Source organism: Devosia honganensis, assembly GCF_042648785.1.
GTDB classification, from domain to species: Bacteria; Pseudomonadota; Alphaproteobacteria; order Rhizobiales; family Devosiaceae; genus Devosia; species Devosia honganensis.
Genome location: NZ_JBHRYD010000001.1, coordinates 1,253,736 through 1,273,404, shown reverse-complemented (window position 1 = coordinate 1,273,404; position 19,669 = coordinate 1,253,736). Strand labels below are relative to the sequence as shown.

The following is a 19,669-nucleotide window of genomic DNA, read 5'->3' as shown; positions in this document are numbered from 1 at the left end:
ACGAGCAAGGGCGGTCGGGGGGTGGAGGGGAATCACCCGGCCTGCACAAGCGAAGCGCGGAAGGCTGGGGACACCACACCGGACGGTTTCACTTACCTTGCTGGCGCGAGGGCAACGCCCTTAGCAAACCTGTCGAGCAGGATGCGGCGGCAACCGCGCCGGCCCGAAGACCGAACGCGCTTCCACACTGCGCCGTAGTTAGCCGGAGGACCGCCAGTGGCAGGAGGTTCTCGCACGCCCTACCAGTTAGCAATAGCCCTTCGCTGCAACCGCCGATCACACGCTATGGCGCGAACGGCGGTGCGTTCATCCGGTTCTGGCCCAGCACGATAACCGTGCAATGGTTCTGCGCGCGCGTGATGCCGTTGTAGAGCAGCCTGCGCAGGTGTTCCGCGCCGCCTGTGGCGGTGTGCGGCCAAAGCACGATGACGTTTGGAAACTCGCGGTTCTTCGCGCGCTGGATTGTCATAACAAGATGACCGGGTTGCTGTCGGAAGCCCAGACGCGAACGGTTGCGCACGGACTCCCGCACAAACTCGGTGACTTGCGCGGCGGTGAAAGTTACTTGCCCGTGTGCGCGGCGCAAACGGTCCATGCGATTGATGGCTTGCGCGATTGGCGCATATCCGGCCAAAGGCGTGAGAAGTGCACGAAAATCGGCGCAGGACGCCGTTTCAGGCAAGGCGATATCAGCCAGCAAGGCGTTCGCTTCTTCGTTGTCGTGTAGGTCCCATGTGTGCGGATACGGCCCGAAGGTCGCGCCATTGTTGCGCGTCCACTGTCTTGTCTGAACGGTAGCAAGCGCCGCGCGGATAATTGCGTTGCTTCCATCCGGCGTGAGAATGACCACCGGGCCTTGGCGCTGCGCTATATCATTGGCAATCGCCCAAGCCAGAAGCCCTGTGTTCGCCTGCGTTGCCGCTGCGTCTTGAAGGCGGAAGCCTGCGCCGTTCCATGATGTTCGGTTGTTGAAGGTGTTGGCTGCCAGAACTGTCTTCATATCGCGACCTTCGCGCACGGCGAGCGCGGCGGCCAGCAAGCCCTGCTGCGTGGTGCGCCGAACCTGCGTGAGACGGTGGATTTGTCCCGCGCCTTCAAGCCAGCCCATGAGCGGCGCGGTATCGCGTCCGTTGTGAAGGCACTGGAAGGCGTCCGCCGCTGCCACGATCCGGCAAGAGGGTGCAAGCCCTTTCAGGATGCGCAAGCGGTGTTCATCAAGGTCTTGCGCTTCATCGACCAGAACGAGCGGGTAACTTCGCGCCACCCATTGGCGGACGGCCTCGTTATCCAGAAGGCCCGCCGCCAGGGCGCACGGTCCGTCAAATTCGCTCAACGCACCGGCCTGCGCCAGTATCGCTTGCGTAATCAGGCTCCTGCGCCGCGCGGCCAGTGTCCGGGCAAACACGTCGAAGGTCTGGCAAGCAAAGCGCCGGTGGAAAGCCGGGTTCTCACTAAGCCGCGCGTCCAGACGGCGGCGCGCGCCATTCATAAAGGTGAGCGCCAAGAGCTTGTGGTTTTCGCCTAGCACTCCGTCCTGAACGATCTCTCCCGCGCGGCCCACGAGATTGTGGGTCTTTCCTGTCCCCGCCGCGCCTTCGAAGAAATCGAACGTCATGCAGGCACAAACCGGAACACGTGCATGTCGGCGGTCGAGTCCGCCGCAACGCGCGTAAAGAGCGGTGTGTTAGCGTTCGCGGGATCGCGCAGCACGGTGCACAAAGCATTGAGCAACTGCGCGGCGCGTTCCCGGCAGGCCGCATTCCCCATAAGAATGACGGCGGCGCTCTCATGGGTCGGGGCATAGGACTTCTGGGTCAGCAAATGAGCGGTGAGCGTTTGACTGTCGGCAAACGGGGTTCCCAACCCGGTTGCGAGCGCGGCCAGCATTGCGGCTTCGTCCGCGCCTGCAAGCCAAGAAATCACATGCTCCATCGCCCAGCCCTGCGGCCAGAACACGACTGCGCGCGGCGGCGGATTGCTGGCCTTCACCGCATCAAAGTATCCGCGCCCGTCATTGTCGCCGTCCACGAGGATGCAAGGCTGCGCGTGAACGGCCCGGACCAGGGCGAACGTGTCGGCAACCTTGGCGTCGATGGTCGGTACGATGCCAACGAAGGTGGAGAGAAGCGGCGCGTCATCTCCGGTGTCCTGCCAGCCTTGATGCAGTTCAAGGGCGGTTTGCAGCGCCTCAAGCCATGCTACGTCCGAAACCCCTTCGGGGATCAGGACGCTTTCGTGCATGAGCGCGCCAATGAGCTTCTGCCGCCATGCAAAGAGCAAGTGTTGCTGGTGGTTGGTCGGCTGCGCAGGTATGGCGTCCATGAGCGGTTTGGCGTTCAGGACTCCCCCGCGCGTTTCGATAAAGAGCGTATCGGACGCGGGAAACATCGCGGCGACGATGGGCGAATGGGTGGTCACGAGGGTCTGGTTGCAGAGCGCGTTGAGACGGTTGACCAGTCGCTTCTGCTGCGAAGGCTGAATGTGGAGTTCGGGTTCCTCGACGGCCAGCACAAAGGACTGGCCCGTTTCCGCGCGCGCCTTACCGAACTGCATGAGTAAGAGAAGGCTTTGCAGCGAGACAAGACCCGTACCCTGCCGCTGCGAGGGAAGGGTTGGCCCCGTGCCGTGCGCGAAGTGCGGGACCACGCTTTCCAGAACGGAATCGCTGTCAGTCGAGGTCAAACGCAACTGGAGTCTGGGCGCACTGGCCATGAGCGCGCGCAACTCGTCATTGGCCGCGCCGACGATCTCGGACAATCCCGGCTGATCCTCAAGCCGGGTGCCTTCGGGCGGAGTCCAGAGGCGCGCCCGTTCGGCCCGCACGGCCTGCGCGGGCATGTCCCCGCGCGTCGCCACCACGCGGCGGAACAACTCCGACGAAAAGGAAATCCAGCGGTCCCACGTGCGCGAGGCCGGGACCAGAAAGAAGCCCAGTTCCTGTAGAATTTTCGTGTGGATGGTGCGCAGGTGCGCGTCTTCCGCGAACGGGTCGCCTAACGTGGCTTCATCGTCCACGAAGAAGCGGATCGTCTCGGCCTCCAGTTCTTCAAGATCGAAGCGCGCCGCAAACCCGATCTGCACTGCCAATTCGGTGTGCTGCGCATCCGATGTGGCGCTTAGGGTCCTAGCGTTCGGATCGAACCATTTCTCCACGCCGCGTTCGGGGCTGAACCAAGAGGAATGGTGATGCGGGTCGTTCGGCGTAAAGCCCGTAACGGTGGCGATGCACAGAATGCGTGCCTGCTCGTTCGGCGCGCTGCCGTGAAAATCATGCTCAGTGAGGCGGCGTACCAGTCGGTCACGCCCAAACAGCAAGGCTAGCGCCTCGATGATCGTGGTCTTGCCGCTGTTGTTAGGTCCGACTAGCACCGCATGGCGGCCAAGCGTGATGTCCGCCGAACTAACGCCTCTGAAACCGGCGATCTTCAGTCGGACAATGTGCATCCGTGTATCCCCTTCTCCTCAACCCTATTCCTGTGGGCTTGTATATTCTTACTATTTGCCGTCTACGCTAAGGCAACCTCTACCTCGCCGTCGCCCTCATCTTGAGCTTTCGCGGCTCCAAGGCGGCGACTTATGCTTCGATAAGCGGTACTGACTGCATCGCGCCAACCATCTGCGGCTAAGCTTAGGCTCTCCGGTTCAAGTGCCTTCTTCACATCGTCAGAGGTCCACTCGCGAATGAGTTGCTTCGCCTGAGCGTAGACGACGGCGTAACCCACACGGCCCATCACCAGCCGCTCTGACCACTGCCTCGCCAACTCGCGAACGATCTCTGGGTCTTCATAGGTCGCGTAGCGCACTCCAAGGTGATCCTGTGCCGCACTGACGGCCGAATAAGTAAGATTCACAAACAGTTGGTTCGTTTCCCGAACATAGCGGGCAGCCTTGCCGGTGATTCCCTTTTCAGCGACCTCATCTTCGTCTCTCAAGGGTATGATCTCAGGGGCTTGCTCCAAGTTCTTGGAAATATTGGCTCGCTTCGCCCCAGCAGGATTGAAAATAAGATCGGTCGGGCTGATTGGTGTTTTATTGCTGTCGCCGGCCGTGCCTTCGCTGTGCTCAGATCTAGCGCCCCTTGCGCCGCCTTCATCGACAAGATGTAAGCCATCCTCCATCTCGCGCGGGCTCTTAGTCTTGACCCGCAGCTCGTTGAGCAGGTCCTGTAGCTCCTTTCGGAGATCATCGGTCGAGGCGGACGACTTTGGCGCGAGCGAGTTGACTATCTCAATGAGCCATTCCGGCCGATTGCGGAATGCAAGCTCGGCGAAATCCTCGACCATGACTTGGCGCTGGTCGCTGCCTACAAGTTGAACGAAGCGGCGATACGGCTCATGCCGAACAGGGAAGTTGTCAGGCAGTTCGACGTGGATGGAAATATGGCGAGCGCCGAAGGGGATGCCGAAGGCCGGGGCATCGGCGGCCCACTTCCGCCCCTTACGAACGTCATACATCTCACCCCGGAACACGATAGCGGCGGTACTCACTGAAGATGTCAGCGAGCCAGATATCGACTTGTTATGGCCGCCGTCCTGATATGCTGGGTCATAGAGATAGTGAAGACGGACTCCCTCACCGACCTCAACCACCTCAACGCGGCCGAACGCATCAGCACGTTCTGGAATCGGTTTGAACTGCCGCCGACCGTCGCGCGGATGCGTGCCCTCGTGCAGATATACCTCGACACCGGCCGGAAGGTCGTAGAACCGATGATATAGGTATGTCGTAATCCACTGTCGGTCCTGCTTCGGGTCGCCACTGTAGGGGTCAGCTACCGTGTCCTGATCCGGGTGGTTGCCGAACAGAACAACCTCGGTCCAATCCTCTTCCAGCTGATACTCACCCTCGTCGAGAACCTGTTCGGTGACGTCAACGACTTCCTCGAAGGAGTCCTCGACTGGAATCCATACCTTTCCGTAGATGCCCTCGCGCTTCCCGAGGATCACCTGACTGACCACACCATCACGACAGGAGCGGTAGCGCATCCCAAGGGTGTTCGACGGGAGAGAAGCCACTTTCGCACCCATGCCGAAGTTCCCCTCCAGCGCCATGTCCTTGCCAAGTGAAGCCGCAAGGTCACAGATGTGGTCAAGCTCAGTGCTGCTCAAGCCTGGGCCTGTATTCCAGATCGCCAGCTTTCGAGTTTCACCGCATTCTGGAACAGACTTGCCTTTGATCTCCACGACGCGCCGACCGATAGGCGCTTTTGCAGCGGCCTCTACGGCGTTCATCATCAGTTCCCGCAACATCATCGTCTTCGGGCATTGCTCGATTTGACGCGAGACGGTGAAGTCAATGTCGCGGATTGTTATCGGCGTAATTTGCTTGATGTGGCTCACAACGCCCCCCGCTTAAAGTTTGAACTCGCCGCCGCCTCGGCCCGTGGACTTACCAAAGCGCGCTTCGACCTCCGACACAGCGTCTCGCAGCGCTTTCATGACCTTTCGGACTTCCGCTTCCTCGTAAACGTAAGTCTGACGATTTGAGAGGTTGCCTATAAGTCGCACGGCCTCAAGCGCCTTGTTAGTCCGCTTTTCGGCCAGCTCGCGGAACTTTGCGTGCTTCTTCTCATCCGCAGCCATACGCCCTTCGCCTAAATATGTTGAATCCATGCGAGATTGGTGGCGCCTGTCAGCGTTAGAGTCAACATATTCTGAAAATATCTTGCAAATATGTGACGCTTTACGACGACGAACCCGACGCCGGGGGTGCAGCCTTTTCCGATGACGTGGCATTGGAATGCCGCTAAAAGACCCTGGCGCTTTCGCGCCGGGGGCCACACCCCGCGTTTCTCAAGCCGTTTCGGGTGAAAATTTGGGTTTGGCACTGAGAGCTATTGTTGAAGTGCATGTCCTAAGGTGATTGTCTGGTTACAGACAGGCCAACACTTCTCTATCTATAGATAGGCGAGCCAGACAGGTGTGACCATATGGTGGATTTCAAGAAACTACGGGAATCTAAGGCAAAGCCAAAGCCTACGAACCCGCGTGATATATTCAATGGGCTGCCGAAGCCGCCAGGCATCAACGATTTGTATGCCAGCCAAGCTGAGGTTCTAGATGCTTGGTATGCACGGCGCACCGACAAAGATGTAGTAGTTAAATTGCACACCGGTGGTGGCAAAACACTTGTTGCTCTGCTGATGGCTCAGTCAGTGATGAACGAGACCGGTGAGCCTGTGCTGTATCTCGCGCCGACCAATCAACTTGTTGAGCAAGTAATCGCGAAGAGCAAAGAGTACGGCATTGCGGCGGTCCCGTACATCAAGGGACAACCACTTTCGGCAGAGTTCCAAGACGGTAAGAGTGTGCTGGTCGGCGCCTACGAAACGCTCTTCAATGGGAGGAGCAAGTTCGGCGTTCGCGGATCAGGGCAAGAAGTAATTAAGGTCGGTGCCATCGTGCTCGATGACGCGCACGTGGCGCTATCGTCAGTCCGCGAAGCCTTCACCCTGAACATCTCTGTTAAAGACCATAAAGACGTATATACCGAACTTGCTGACCGCTTCCGCCCCGCGTTCAAGGATGTTGGTCGTGGCGGTTCCTTCGGCGACATCATCAGCGGCAAGGAGTTCGGCGTCATTGAGGTTCCAAGCTGGGCTTGGCATCGGAAACTTGATGAGATTCAGCAGTACCTATCGGGTGAGGTCGACGACATCGATCCGTTCGTGTGGCCATTCCTTCGAGACAATCTGGGCGTCTGTCACTGTCTCTTCAGCAAGTCGGCGGTCAGCATCACGCCGATCTTCCCGCCAGTCGATCTCTTGCCGACTTTCGAGGAATGCGGCCGTCGCATTTATATGTCGGCGACGATTGCCGACGACAGTGAGATTGTCCGGACTTTCGGAGCAGCCCAGGAAGCCGTGGCTATGCCCGTAACCTCGACGTCTCTAGCTGGCGTCGGGGAGCGGATGATCCTTGTTCCGGGGCTTATGAAGCTGGGTGGAACGGCGATACTTCCTATGGTGAAGGACATCGCTACAAAACTGGCTGAGAGAAAACGGGGCGTCGCGATCCTTTCGGCATCGGGTGCGGCAGCTAAAGAGTGGACCGACATCGCCGATTACCCAGAAACAACCAAGGCGGTATCGGCCCAAGTCGCGGAAATGCAGGCAGGTGACTCTTATGGCCCTGTGGTGCTTGCCAACCGCTACGATGGCATCGACTTGGCAGGGAACGCTTGCCGCTTTCTGGTGATGGACAATCTACCCCAAGGCACCACCAATTACGACGTCTTCCGCATGAACGTTGTAGCGGATGCCGCAGTGAACTCGCTGCTCGCCCAGCGCATCGAGCAGGGCATTGGCCGTGGAACCCGTGGCGGCGCGGATTACTGCGTCATCATGCTGGTGGGAACGAAGTTGGTTGGTTGGATCGGACGGAAAAAGAATCTCGACTTCCTCACTGCCAGCACGCGGGTCCAACTTAAGATGGGCCAAGAGGTGAGCGAGGCGGTGACAAAACCACAGGAAGTCCGTGAGACGATTCTCAAATGCCTGAAGCGTGATCCCGACTGGGTCGCCTATCACGCCTCCGAACTCGCCGAGGCCGCTCACGCCGCCCCGGTCGACACGGTGGCGTTGAAAGTGGCTTCTGTCGAGCGCAGAGTCTTCAAGCTTCAGCGTCTTGGGCAGTATGAGAAGGCGCTCTCGGCGCTAGAAACCTTGATAGACGACGTGACGCTGTCGGATGATCCCCAGCGGCGAGCTTGGCTTGCGGCCTTGGGAGCACGGATCGCCTACCAAATGGAAGACGAGCCGAAAGGTCAGAAGCTACAGACCACAGCCTTTTCCGTTAACAACAATCACAGCCCGCCGCGAAAGCGACCGATGTACGTGGCGCGGCCGACGCCGGGCAAACAGTCGGGCACGATTGTCAAGCGTCTGAGAGAATACGACCAGCGAGCGGCTATGCTAGCGGACTTCGACGAGATCATGAGCGACCTCGTGCCGGAGGCTTCCCCATCCCGGTACGAGGAAGCCTTGGCCAACCTCGGAGCCTACCTCGGCTTTGACGCAGAGCGGCCGGAGAAGGTGCACAAGGTTGGGCCGGACGTTCTGTGGCGCACCGATGCAGAGTTTGACTTCGTAATCGAGGCCAAGAGCGAGAAAGTCGACGGAAACCCGCTCTATAAGAAGGATCACGCTCAACTACTGGAGGCTGAGCACTGGTTCAAGCAGGCGTATCCGGGCCGCGATTCGATACGGGTATCTGCGCTCCCAGAGGCAGTGGCGGATGAAAAGGCGACCCCGGTTGGGAGTTTTGCTTTCCGCCTAGACGATGTCACCAAAGTCGTGGGTGCACTCCGAGGTGTGCTGGTCGAACTCGTAGGCGCAAGCGGGGATGCGGCCGCACTAAGGGAACAATGTGAGGCCGCTTTGACGAAGGCCGGACTGAAGCCAGCTATGATCCGGGATCGCTTCATGAAGCCGTTCGGCAAAAGCAAGCTGAAGGGCAAATAGTGCGATTGGACTCTCTTTAAGGGCAATCGCCAAAAGACAACAGCGCGTGCCGAATTTCAGTAAGCCTCTTTCCTACTCGGATATGCATCACCTCCGTGGCGTTGCAACTCAATGGGTACAAGGTATGGTTCGGTTAGGGGGAGAGCAACGGCATGGATTTCAAGAACCTGAAAGTTTCTGGATGGAGGCAATTCAACTCCATAAACATCGACTTTCACCCGCGTCTTACCATCCTTGCGGGCGCAAATGGTGCAGGCAAGAGCACGTTGCTCAGAATTCTTTCGCAGCATTTTGGCTACAGCTACAACCTAATTGCCACTCCCACCATCGCTAAGAATGGAGTGCTTAGCTATCTCACCGGATTATTCGGTCGAGGAAAAACACAGCCGGAAAACCATAATGTTCTTGGTAGCATTACATATTCCAACAATGTCACATCCCCCCTAGTCGTTCCCGAATCCGGACAGATAAGTTACACCGTCGGAATCCAGAACCAACAGCACGTTGAAGGACTTTTCATCAACTCACACCGTCCGGTGAGCAACTATCAGGCCATCGCCTCCATCCCGACAAATGCGATCGGTGTCGAACAGGCGTACCAAGCCTATAGCCAGGAGGTGATGAACAAGTACAACAATGCCTATACTCAATACAGCCCGATATACAGGATCAAAGAGGCAATCATATCGATGGCTACATTCGGTCCTGGAAACAGAAACGTTCAGAGGAATTCCGAACTAGAAAAAACCTACGACGACTTTAAGGCTATGCTCACCAAAGTGCTGCCGGATACGATTGGATTTACGGACATTAGCATCCGAATTCCAGATATCGTGATCGTTACAAAGACGGGAGAGTTCGTTCTTGACGCTTCATCCGGCGGGCTGATGGCGCTCATCGACATGGCATGGCAGATGTTCCTATTCTCCAGAGGAAAGTCATCCTTTGTTGGCGTGATCGACGAGCCTGAAAATCATCTGCACCCTTCAATGCAGCGGGTCATCATCGGGAACCTACTAGACGCGTTTCCTAAGGCCCAATTGGTCGTGGCTACACACAGTCCTTTCGTGGTGTCGTCGGTTAGAGATTCCTCGGTGTACGTACTTCGCTATGCGGATAGCGAGCAGATGGGGGCGCCCAGCCGTTCAGTCTACTCAGAGAAGCTAGACAACGTTAACAAGGCCGGAACAGCAAGCGAGATACTTCGGAGCGTCCTCGGTGTACCAGTTACATTACCGCTTTGGGCAGAAAGCCAGATAGAATCTATCGTTCAGGACTTCGACATCATGGCTCTGGACGCACAGACAATCAGCCAACTCCGCGCCCGATTGGAGCAAAATGGGTTAGGCGATTATTACTCAGACGCCCTGGGCCGGATGTCGCAACGCCGATGATAAAGCTTGAGAAGCGTCCGATACCGAAACGCCTTGAAGACAACGCGGCGGCTTGGACTAAAGCTGTCGTGGATAAGAAAAATGCCGGCTTGGTTCCGACTCCGACCGAACTCGGCCGCTATCGGCATCCCGATATCAAGGACGTGCTCGTCGAGGAGACTGCCGGCAAATGCGCGTACTGCGAAAGCAAGCTACAGCACATTCACCACGGTGACGTAGAACACATGTATCCAAAGTCCCTTGATCCAACGAAGACATTTGAATGGGGAAACCTGACACTCGCTTGTGAGGTATGCAATCAGCACAAGAGCAACAAAGACCCGCTTCTCGAACATATCATCGACCCGTATCAGACGGATCCGGAAGGGCATCTAATTTTCGTAGGTGGCTTAGTGTTTGCGCGCGGAACCTTGGAGGGTACCTCCACAAGAATTCTTTTGGAACTGCACCGCGCAGAACTCGTGGAGATGCGCAACGACCAGTTGGAAAAGGTGATGGCGATCTACGCTCAGATTCTGGATGTCACTCTTCCGCTGCCCGTAAGACGGGCGCTTTATCAAGATCTGCTCCAACGTGAAGCGAGCCCGAGAGCCCCATACACCGCAATGACCAAATGCCTCGTCGCAAGCATGGAGAGAGCACTTGATCCGGCAATTCTCGCCGCGTGACTTCGCGCGAATTTTCAGGGGCACGCTTTCAATTCTTCGGTCCAAGAGCGTGATACGTCACTACGCTTCTATGAACGGTATGGGGCCGCGCTTCTATCGTAGCAGGGTGCCAGCTGAATTGCCAATTTCTCCGCCTCGTCACCCAGAGGCAGACCGGCCACTTTCCACCAATGACTGCCTTCCCCGCCTCAATTTAATAGGGCTATAGCGTAGCTGTAGTTCTCCGTTTCGTCGGCTTCGGCCCGCCACTTGCCCTCGCGAAATCGTTCTCCACATCCGGCTGCGGCCGGATTTTCTCGTTGTTTTCGAGGGTTATGCAGGTGGGGCTGAGCACTGGCCTTGGTGCCAGGTCGCCCGCAAGCGGTCTCTCCGGGCCGATATTCTCCGGAGCTGTGAACTGCGCCAGTTTCGGTGAATTTCTGTAAGAGGCTGAAATCGAACGCATACTTCCGTGACCCGCTGAACACTTCGACAGCGGTCGCGTTTCGAGATGCGACTGCGGTCCAACGGATGTGCGAGCCTAGAAGTTGTCGCGCTCATTCTTCGGCTTCTTCGGTGCCCATCACTCCTGTGGCATTGCCCTTATGTGAGCTGAAACGGCCCTTCGTCCCACTTGCTGCTGGTGAACTCGTTCAACTGAATCCCAAGCCTCCCTGGATCTTCAACCAGAAGGTACCTCCAGACGCCGTGCCCGCCGAGGCGATTGACCGCTTCCACCCATCGCTCTGCGGCCTTCGCCTTGGCATCGGCGTCGTCCGTAACTTGTCCTTTGATCTCCACGATGACATTCTCGTCGCGGTCCGTGACGACGATGAAGTCTGGGAAGTAGCGAGCAAGCAGGCCACGCTGACGATAGGGAATCGTGAAACCCAACCTGTCGTTCTTTACCCACCGCTTCACACCGCTATGGCTATCCAGCAGGAACGCTGCGCTCTGCTCCCACTTTTTCGTGTCAGCCACCATCGCATTCAAATGGCAGCGGGTGACTGGATAGATCGGCTTCGTAGTGTGGAAGTCGACGTAAATCGTACTTCCCCTGCCTGCCGCTCCCTGGGGGATAATCGCGACCTCACCTTGGTCGGTCGCGGAGCCCATCTTGATGGCCTCCAAAAGAGACCCGATGGCCGCCTGCATATACTCTCCGACAAGCAGTACATCACAGGGGCGGCTGTCCCCTTTGCGGTCCAGTTTCTCTGCAAGAAAGCGCTTGGCTGCAAAGGCGACCTTCGGAAACAGCTGGTGGACAGGCACGGCCTCGGCACCGTTGTCGGCTTGCCATCGATCGCATATTTCCCGTGCCAACCTGAATGCAACTTGCTGGTCTCGGAAGCGGGAGCGCCAATCCTTGAGAGACAGGATCGGTCGCTCGCCTGGGCCGAACGCGGCGAGGCTACCGTCCGGCGTCGTCAATGGGGTCAGCTCGACAACTTGAGGGATCTTCATCGGGTCGAGCGTGACCTTGGCGTGCCGGGGCTGATCGTGGCGAACTGGGTGGAGGGTAGGTTGTGATCGCATCGATGCGCAATCTTGCTCGGCAGCCACGAAACCGACGGCTCGGGTCACCCCGCGCAGCACGACAGCTTCGCGACATCCTTGTCGAAGGTCTGCGCGGCGAGCTTCAGGCCCTCGACCGTGGTGAGATAGGGGAAGATCGTCTCGCCGAGCGCCTTTGTCGTCATGCCGAACTTCAACGCCAGGACAAGCGTCTGGACACTGTCGGCGCCCTCCGGCGCCATGATCACGCCGCCCAGCAGGCGGTCGGTCGCCCGGTCCGCGACCAGCTTGATCAGGCCGCGCGTGTCGCGGGCGGCGAGCGCGCGGGGTACGTTGTCGAGGGTCAGCACGCTGGTCTTGACGTCATGACCCGCCGCGCGCGCCTGCGCCTCGGTCAGGCCGACGCCGGCGACCTGCGGATCGGTGAACACCACCCAGGGCATCGCGGCGTTGTCGTAGCGCTCGGCCCCGCCCAGCACGGCGTTGCGGGACGCGAGCTTGGCGCCATAGGCGGCCATGTAGACGAACTGGTCCCGGTCCGTCACATCGCCCGCCGCATAGATGCCGGGGCGTGTCGTGGCCATGTCGTCGCCAACCTTGATCGCGCCGCGTCGATCGGTCTCGATGCCCATTTCGGCCAGACCCAGCCCTTCGGTGTTGGGCGCGCGCCCGGTGGTCAGGACAAGGTGATCCGCGGTCAGATCGCGTACGTTGCCGTCAACCGTTACCGTCAGAACGGCGCGGTCGCCGTCGCGCCGCGCGGCGTCATAGGTCACGCCGTCGAGGATCGTGAGACCTTCGGCACGCAAGACCTCGGCGAGTGCCCTAGAGACCTCCGGCTCTGCCCGCGGCAGCAGGCGCGAGCGGCAGACGATGGTGACGCGTGTGCTCATCCGCGCCATCATTTGCGCGAGTTCCACGCCGATATAGCCGCCGCCGAGGAGAATCAGGCTCTCGGGCAGCCGCTCCAGCTCCAGGAGCGACGTGCTGTCGAGCGTCGGGACGTCCAGGATACCGGGGATGTCGGGCACGGCGGGCCGCCCGCCGGTGGCGACGATGACCTTGGGGGCTGTGATCTTGCGCCCGCCGATTTCGACGCCGCCTTCGACCAGACGTGCCGGACCCTCGTCGAGATAAGTCACGCCATCGTAGCCCGGCAGCAGGTCGGCATATTTCTTCTGGCGCAGCGTCGAGACGAGATCGTCCTTGGCCGCGACCAGCGCCGCCCAGTCGGCGACCTGCGCCTCGCCCCTGAGGCCCGGGAACCGATGCGCCGACTGCGCGCCGTGGACAGCCTCGGCGGCACGGATCATCGTCTTGGACGGCACGCAGCCCACGTTCACGCAGGTCCCGCCGATGGTGCCATGACCGATCAGGGCAATCCGCTTGCCTCCTTCGGCGGCGGTGATCGCGGCCGAGAACCCGGCCGAGCCGGCACCGATCACGGCAAGGTCGAAATCGTCTTTCGGGGCGCAGTCGTCTTTCATGGGGTCATCCGTCCGTTCGAGTGTTCAGTCGCCGCTGCCGCCGTCAGACAGCCTAGACCTGTAAAAGGCGCCCAACAGGCACCCGCTGCGAGCCATCCCTTTCGGGCCGGGCGATCCGCGGTCGGGCTGTCCGTTCGGTCGTCTGCAAGCTCCCCGTCGCGTACCTCTCGTCTGCTATTGATGAGAGGTGTAAGGTCTGTAGCAACTACAGGCTCAAGGGGAAACTGGCCGATGACCGATCACGAGAGCGAGAGCGGCCTTACACGCGGAGACCTAGCTCGGACGACCGACTGCAACATCGAGACGATTCGCTATTACGAGAAGACTGGCCTGCTGCCCGACCCGCCCAGGACGGGCGCAGGCTACCGCATCTACTCCTCTGTGCATGCCACGCGCCTGCGCTTCATCCTGCGCGCGCGCGAACTCGGGTTCTCGATGGAGGACATCCGCGGATTCATGGGGCTCGAAGACGGTGCCGCGCCAACTTGCGCAGAGGTCAAGGAGCGGACCGAGCGCCACCTTGCCGATGTCCGCGCGAGGATCGCGGATCTCAGGCGCATCGAAATCGTCCTCACCGAGACCGCATCCAAGTGTTCGGGCGCCGAGGTTCCGGACTGTCCGGTGCTCGACGCAATTTCCAGGTCCGCCAATCCATGACCCCTCGCGAAACCATCCTCGCCGCGCTGCACACGCGGCTCTCGGCGCTGCCTGCCACCGCCCTGCGCGGCGACGTCCTGCCCGAGCGCGTACCGACCAATGGCTTGCTGATCCTGCGCGATGGCGAGCCGGGAGAGCCCGAAGTGACGCTGTCGCCGCTCGCCTACCACTATCAGCACCGCGCCGAGATCGAGGCGGTCGTGCAGGGCACCGACCGTGACGCTGACTTCGACACGCTGATCGCCAGCATCGGGGCTGCGCTCTCGATCGACCGCACACTCGGCGGCCTCTGCGACTGGGTCGAGGCGGAAGCGCCGCGCCCGGTCGATCTGCCGGTCGAGGGCGCGGCCAGCCTGAAGGCTGCCGTCATCCCGGTGGTGCTGCATTATTCCACGGCCGACCAGCTGGCCTGACCCAACCGATCATAGGAGACGAACATGGCACGAGCCCAGGGGGCGCGGGCGCTGATGGCGCTTGCGTTCGAGACCACCTATGGAACGCCGCCCGCCAGCGGCTTCACCCGCATGCCCTTCGCCAGCACCTCGCTCGGCGCGGAGCAGCCGCTGCTGAACTCGGAACTGCTCGGCTACGGACGCGATCCGCTGGCGCCGATCAAGGACGCGGTGACGGCCGACGGCGATGTCGTGTTGCCGCTCGACGCAGAGGCCTTCGGCTTCTGGCTGAAGGCGGCCTTCGGCACGCCGACGACCACCGGCGCGGAAGCCCCATACAGCCACGAGTTCCAGTCGGGGTCCTGGACGCTGCCCTCGATGTCGATCGAGACGGGCATGCCCGAGGTGCCGCGCTACGCGATGTATTCGGGCTGCGTCCTCGACCAGATCACCTGGCAGATGCAGCGCTCGGGGTTGCTGACCGCGACGGCGCGGCTGGTCGCGCAGGGCGAGACGGTGGGCACGACCACCAGCGCGGGAACTCCTGCCGCGCTCGAACTGAAACGCTTTGGGCATTTCAACGGCGCGATGACCCGGAATGGCTCCCCGCTTGGCAATGTGGTCTCGGCCGACATCACCTACGCGAACAACCTCGACCGGATCGAGACCATCCGGAACGACGGTCGCATCGACGGCGCGGACCCGTCCATCGCGGCACTGACCGGCTCCATTGAGGTGCGCTTCGCCGACAGCACGCTGGTGACGCAGGCCATCAACGGCGAGGCCTGCGAACTCGAGTTCGGTTATTCGCTACCCTCCGGAGAGAGTTTCACCTTCACCGTGCACGCCGTCTACCTGCCGCGCCCGCGCATCGAGATCTCGGGGCCGCAGGGCGTTCAGGCCACCTTCGACTGGCAGGCGGCGCGCGACAGCGTCGTTGGCCGGATGTGCACCGCAACCCTGATCAATGACATTGAGGTGTACTGATGCTCACGCTCGACCTGACCAACGCGCCCCGCTGGCACGACCTTGCCCCGGGCGTGCGGGTGCAGCTGCGCCCGCTGACCACCGCCCTGATGGTCGCGACCCGGAGCGATCCGGCCGTCGAGGCCATGCCGGACAATGCCTCCGACGAGGAACGCGCCGTCGCCTTCGCCAAGGCGCTGGCGCGGCGGGCGGTGCTCGCCTGGGAGGGCATCGGCAACGCCGACAGCAAGCCTATCGACCCGAGCCCGGAGGCCATCGACGCGCTGCTCGACATCTGGCCGATCTTCGAGGCGTTCCAGCTGACCTACGTCTCGAAGGGCCTGCTTCTGGAGCAGGAAAAAAACGCCTCCGCGCCCTCGCCGAATGGTCCTTCGGCGGGGGCGAGCGCTACTGCGAAGCCTGCGCGCAAACCTGCCCGGACTGCCCGACGCGGCTGAACCGTCCGGAAACGCCGGAGGGTTGGCAGGTCTGGGACCTGGTCGGCCGTCTCGGCGGCCAGCTGCGTGTGCTGCCCGGCGCTGTGATCGGCTGGGACATGTCGGCGGCGCTGGCGCTCGGTGACGCGCTCGGCGTGCCGCCGCTCGCCATGGCCGAACTGCTGCCCGTCCTCGAAGCGGTGATGGTCGCCAAGCTGAACGAGGAACTGGCCGCGAATGGCGGCAGCGGTGTCAGGTCTTGATCTTCTCGATCAGCGAGACGCCGGGCAGCCCCTCGAAATGCGCGTCGCAGGTCAGAAGCGTCGCGCCTTGGGCCCGTGCAGTTGCGAAGATGATGGCGTCGGCGGTTGCCAGCTTATGCTCCCGGCACGCCTCCGCCGCCGCGAGCGCGATCTCGGTATCGAGCGGAACGACAGTGCAGACCTGCGTGAACGCGATGACCTGATCCGCCTTGTCCTCGCCGACCTCGCGGGTCAGCCATTTCGCCAGCTCGAGCTGGACCATGGTCGGGACAAGCCACTCGGCCTGTTCGGGCAATTGCCCGGACATCTTCTCACCCGTTGGTGAGCCGATCAGCCATTCGATCCACGCCGACGTGTCGACGAGGATCATCAGAGCCGATCCGTCCGGTCGCGATAATCGGTGGCGGACGCGCCGCGCGCGAGCCCCTTCAGCGCCTCCCGCTTGGGCACAGGCACCAGCAGGACGCCCGTGCCTTTCGGGATGAAGGCAAAGGTCAGCCCGGCCTCCCAGTGCTGCGCCGCGCGGATCGCCTTGGGGATCGAGATCTGGAACTTCGAGGACAGGGTCGCGGTCTCGGCCATGGTCATACCCTCATGTAATCGATGCCTAAAACGTAAGACGCCGGTGCGGCGAAAGCAAGGACTCTGACCAATGGCTGAAAAGCGAGTGTCCGTCCGCCTCGCGGCCGTGGGCGGACGGCAGGTGCGCGCCGAACTGGAAGGCGTCGGCGAGGCCGGATCGCGCGGCTTTGGACGGCTGAGCCGGGAGATGGAAGCGGCGAACGCACGGCTCGCGGCCGCCGCCGCAGTTGGAGCCGCAGCTGCCGCTGGCGTGGCGATGATCCGCTCCGGCCTCCAGACCGTCGATGCGCAGGCCAAGCTCGCGCAGTCGCTCGGCACCACCGTCGCCTCGATCCAGACCTTGGAGCGGGCGGGCGAGTTGGCGGGCGTGTCGATGTCCGGCATCGAGCAGGCCACCAAGGATCTGACGCGCCGTCTCAGCCAGGCGGCCGCCGGGACCGGTCCCGCTGCCGACGCGCTCGACCGGCTGGGGCTTTCCGCATCAGAGTTGATCGCGCTGCCGCTGGACCAGCGCGTGGGTGCGATCAACGCCGCCATCGAGAACTTCGTGCCTGCCGCAGAGCGCGCGGCTGTCGCGGGCCAACTCTTCGGCGAGGAAGGCTCCATCGCGATGAGCCGGATCGACACCGCGACGCTGCGCCAGGCGACCGAGGACGTACTTGCCTTCGGTGTCGTCGTCTCCGAACAGGATGCCGACCAGATCGAGCGGACGAACGACGCGATCTCGCGCCTCGGCCTCATCTGGCGGGGACTTTCCAACCAACTGGCCGTTGCCGCCGCGCCGGCGCTGGAAGCAGTGGCGGACGCCATCGCGGTTGTCGCCAGCCGCACCGGTCCACTTGGCATCGCAATCCGCGGGCTCTTCGACAACATCGGTCGCCTGACCACCTATACCGCCACCTTCGCCGCATTCCTCGGCGGCCGGTGGGTTGCGGGACTGGCAGCAGCGGCGCTGTCGGTGCGGGGCCTCGCAACCGCTCTCGTTGTTCTACGCGGGGCACTTATCCGCACCGGCATTGGTGCGCTGATCGTTGGCGCCGGTGAACTGATCTACCAGTTCACCCAACTTGCGCAAGGAGCCGGTGGTTTCGGCAATGCGATGGCCTTGCTTGGCGATGTCGCCTCGGAGGTCTGGGACCGGATCAAGCTGGGCGGAGAGTCGCTTTCGCTCTCCCTCCAATCCGTGTGGGCTTCCATTCGCGCGGGCTGGCTTTCAGCGCTCCAAAAGATCCAGAAGACGTGGGCGGACTTCCTGCACGCCGTGGCGCGCGGCCTCGACGGCATTCCAGGCATGGAGTCCACCATGCTTGGCGTCTATGGAGCGGCGGTTAGCGCCGGGTCTGCCTTCTACGAAACGGCTGGCGCGGCTGCGGAGGCGAGCGCAGAGGCAGATCGGCTCGCGGCTTCTGCGAGGGCAGCAGCAAACGCCGCAGTAGCGCCCCTCAGCTCGATCGAAGCGCTACGTCAGGCACTATCGCGCGCCAGTGAACCCGACAGTTCTGCGCTGACCGATGCCACGGATGCGGCCGAACGATTCGAAAGCGCCCTCGGCGATGCCGGGCGCGCAGCCACAGAAGCAGGTGCTGCCGCCGGAACGGCGGCCGCCGCAGCGAAGCCCGACACCGAGTCCGCGGTCACCGGGTGGCAGGCGGTGACCGCTGCGCTGAGCGACTATGCCAGCAAGGCACGGGAGACCGGCGGCGATATCGGCCAGAGCCTCGTCAGCGCCTTCCAGTCGGCGGAGAACGCCGTCGGCGAGTTCGTGAAAACGGGCAAGCTCAATTTCACCGACCTCGTCACGTCGCTCATTGCCGATCTCGCCAAGCTGGCGGCACGGCGGTTCATCCTCGGTCCAATCGCGAATGCGCTAGGCGGCATTCTCGGCCAGGCCGGTGGCCTGTTCGCCAATGTGTTGCACGCGGGCGGCATCGTCGGAGCTGGCGGACCGGTACGGATGGTGCCGGCGCTCGCCTTCGCCGCAGCGCCCCGAATGCACTCCGGAGGCGCCTTGGGTCTGCGCCATGATGAGGTGCCCGCGATCCTGCAGCGGGGCGAGCGGGTGCTCTCACGGCGCGAAGCCCAGAGCTACGGCGCAGGCGGCGAGGTCAACGTCACCATCATGGCCCGCGATGCCGAGAGCTTCCGCCAGTCACGCACACAGGTCGCGGCCGACATCGCCCGCGCCGTGTCGCTCGGCCGGAGGGGCATGTGATGGCGTTTCATGATGTCAGGTTTCCCGACAATATCAGCAGGGGCGCACGCGGCGGTCCTGAGCGGCGCACGCAGATCGTCGAGCTCGCCTCAGGCGACGAGGAGCGCAACGCCAGCTGGGCTAATTCGCGCCGCCGCTACGACGTCGCCTACGGCATCCGCCGCGCCGATGACCTGGCGGCGGTCGTCGCGTTCTTCGAGGCGCGCAACGGGCGGCTTCACGGCTTCCGCTTCAAGGACTGGGGCGATCACAAGTCGTGCCTGCCGTCGCAGGCGCCGGCCGCAAGCGATCAGCAGATCGGGACCGGCGATGGCGCGGCGACCGCCTTCCAGCTGGTGAAGCGCTACGCCTCCGGCGCGCAATCGTGGACGCGCGCCATCGCCAAGCCGATGGCAGACACCGTGCGCATCGCGCTCGGCGGGGTCGAGCAGCTTTCCGGCTGGTCGGTTGATACCACGACCGGCGTCGTCAGCTTCAGCGCCGCGCCGGGCGCTGGTGTCGCCATCACTGCGGGCTTCGAATTCGACGTACCCGTCCGCTTCGACACCGACGCGCTCGACGTGACGCTCGACCTCGAGCGGCTCGGCTCGATCACGTCCATTCCACTTCTGGAGATCCGGCGATGAAGTCGCTCGACCCAAACTTCCAGGCACATC

The 19,669-nt window shown here is 61.7% G+C and carries 18 protein-coding genes; 10 read left to right on the top strand and 8 right to left on the bottom strand.

Annotated elements, in window-relative coordinates; all coding sequences use genetic code 11:
- Window positions 1-283 precede the first annotated feature (283 nt).
- From ACFOOL_RS06085 to ACFOOL_RS06070, 4 genes are all read right to left on the bottom strand, one after another.
- Entirely contained in the window at window positions 284-1,615 is a 1,332-nt protein-coding gene (locus ACFOOL_RS06085) for a UvrD-helicase domain-containing protein (protein ID WP_380095794.1), read from the bottom strand.
- Window positions 1,612-3,444, bottom strand: coding sequence for an ATP-dependent nuclease (locus ACFOOL_RS06080; RefSeq protein WP_380095792.1), 1,833 nt, complete (start codon window positions 3,442-3,444; stop codon window positions 1,612-1,614). The genes ACFOOL_RS06085 and ACFOOL_RS06080 overlap by 4 nt, the downstream gene beginning before the upstream one ends.
- Window positions 3,445-3,506: 62 nt before the next feature.
- The gene (locus ACFOOL_RS06075; RefSeq protein WP_380095790.1) at window positions 3,507-5,339 is read right to left on the bottom strand and encodes an ATP-binding protein; all 1,833 of its coding nucleotides are present in this window, start codon (window positions 5,337-5,339) and stop codon (window positions 3,507-3,509) included.
- Window positions 5,340-5,351: 12 nt separating this feature from the next.
- The gene (locus ACFOOL_RS06070) at window positions 5,352-5,582 is read right to left on the bottom strand and encodes a hypothetical protein (RefSeq protein ID WP_380095788.1); all 231 of its coding nucleotides are present in this window, start codon (window positions 5,580-5,582) and stop codon (window positions 5,352-5,354) included.
- A gap of 347 nt (window positions 5,583-5,929) precedes the next feature.
- Between ACFOOL_RS06070 and ACFOOL_RS06065 the strand changes: the two genes are divergently transcribed.
- From ACFOOL_RS06065 to ACFOOL_RS06055, 3 genes are all read left to right on the top strand, one after another.
- Window positions 5,930-8,461, top strand: coding sequence for a DEAD/DEAH box helicase (locus tag ACFOOL_RS06065; RefSeq protein ID WP_380095786.1), 2,532 nt, complete (start codon window positions 5,930-5,932; stop codon window positions 8,459-8,461).
- Window positions 8,462-8,613: 152 nt separating this feature from the next.
- The gene (locus ACFOOL_RS06060) at window positions 8,614-9,855 is read left to right on the top strand and encodes an AAA family ATPase (protein WP_380095784.1); all 1,242 of its coding nucleotides are present in this window, start codon (window positions 8,614-8,616) and stop codon (window positions 9,853-9,855) included.
- A complete protein-coding gene (locus ACFOOL_RS06055) occupies window positions 9,852-10,523 on the top strand; it encodes an HNH endonuclease (RefSeq protein ID WP_380095782.1) in 672 nt (223 codons plus the stop codon). The genes ACFOOL_RS06060 and ACFOOL_RS06055 overlap by 4 nt, the downstream gene beginning before the upstream one ends.
- Window positions 10,524-11,105: 582 nt before the next feature.
- Here ACFOOL_RS06055 and ACFOOL_RS06050 read toward each other — a convergent pair.
- Window positions 11,106-12,065, bottom strand: a complete 960-nt coding sequence (locus tag ACFOOL_RS06050; protein WP_380095780.1) for a hypothetical protein — start codon at window positions 12,063-12,065, stop codon at window positions 11,106-11,108.
- 17 nt (window positions 12,066-12,082) lie between these two features.
- A complete protein-coding gene (gene merA / locus ACFOOL_RS06045; protein WP_165054030.1) occupies window positions 12,083-13,504 on the bottom strand; it encodes a mercury(II) reductase in 1,422 nt (473 codons plus the stop codon).
- A gap of 231 nt (window positions 13,505-13,735) precedes the next feature.
- Here merA and ACFOOL_RS06040 point away from each other — a divergent pair, with 231 nt between their 5' ends.
- From ACFOOL_RS06040 to ACFOOL_RS06020, 5 genes are all read left to right on the top strand, one after another.
- The gene (locus ACFOOL_RS06040; protein WP_165054027.1) at window positions 13,736-14,161 is read left to right on the top strand and encodes a MerR family transcriptional regulator; all 426 of its coding nucleotides are present in this window, start codon (window positions 13,736-13,738) and stop codon (window positions 14,159-14,161) included.
- Window positions 14,158-14,574, top strand: a complete 417-nt coding sequence (locus ACFOOL_RS06035; protein ID WP_197644523.1) for an acyl-CoA transferase — start codon at window positions 14,158-14,160, stop codon at window positions 14,572-14,574. Before ACFOOL_RS06040 ends, ACFOOL_RS06035 begins: the two co-directional genes overlap by 4 nt.
- Before the next feature lie 24 nt (window positions 14,575-14,598).
- Window positions 14,599-15,540 (top strand): phage tail tube protein, encoded by a 942-nt coding sequence (locus ACFOOL_RS06030; protein WP_197644520.1) that lies wholly within the window; start codon window positions 14,599-14,601, stop codon window positions 15,538-15,540.
- Window positions 15,540-15,977: a hypothetical protein gene (locus ACFOOL_RS06025; RefSeq protein WP_197644516.1), complete on the top strand. Its 438-nt coding sequence runs from the start codon at window positions 15,540-15,542 to the stop codon at window positions 15,975-15,977. Before ACFOOL_RS06030 ends, ACFOOL_RS06025 begins: the two co-directional genes overlap by 1 nt.
- Window positions 15,978-16,045: 68 nt before the next feature.
- Window positions 16,046-16,219, top strand: a complete 174-nt coding sequence (locus ACFOOL_RS06020) for a DUF7697 family protein (RefSeq protein WP_264224550.1) — start codon at window positions 16,046-16,048, stop codon at window positions 16,217-16,219.
- On the opposite strand, the gene ACFOOL_RS06015 is transcribed toward ACFOOL_RS06020, so the two are convergent.
- Both ACFOOL_RS06015 and ACFOOL_RS06010 read right to left on the bottom strand, forming a co-directional pair.
- Window positions 16,209-16,589 (bottom strand): type II toxin-antitoxin system VapC family toxin, encoded by a 381-nt coding sequence (locus tag ACFOOL_RS06015; protein ID WP_197644513.1) that lies wholly within the window; start codon window positions 16,587-16,589, stop codon window positions 16,209-16,211. The genes ACFOOL_RS06020 and ACFOOL_RS06015 overlap by 11 nt on opposite strands.
- Entirely contained in the window at window positions 16,589-16,807 is a 219-nt protein-coding gene (locus ACFOOL_RS06010) for an AbrB/MazE/SpoVT family DNA-binding domain-containing protein (protein ID WP_197644510.1), read from the bottom strand. Before ACFOOL_RS06010 ends, ACFOOL_RS06015 begins: the two co-directional genes overlap by 1 nt.
- 64 nt (window positions 16,808-16,871) lie before the next feature.
- Here ACFOOL_RS06010 and ACFOOL_RS06005 point away from each other — a divergent pair, with 64 nt between their 5' ends.
- On the top strand, window positions 16,872-19,013 hold the full coding sequence (locus ACFOOL_RS06005) for a phage tail tape measure C-terminal domain-containing protein (protein ID WP_380095774.1): 2,142 nt from the start codon (window positions 16,872-16,874) through the stop codon (window positions 19,011-19,013).
- Window positions 19,013-19,639 (top strand): phage distal tail protein, Rcc01695 family, encoded by a 627-nt coding sequence (locus ACFOOL_RS06000; protein WP_380095772.1) that lies wholly within the window; start codon window positions 19,013-19,015, stop codon window positions 19,637-19,639. Before ACFOOL_RS06005 ends, ACFOOL_RS06000 begins: the two co-directional genes overlap by 1 nt.
- Window positions 19,640-19,669 lie beyond the last annotated feature (30 nt).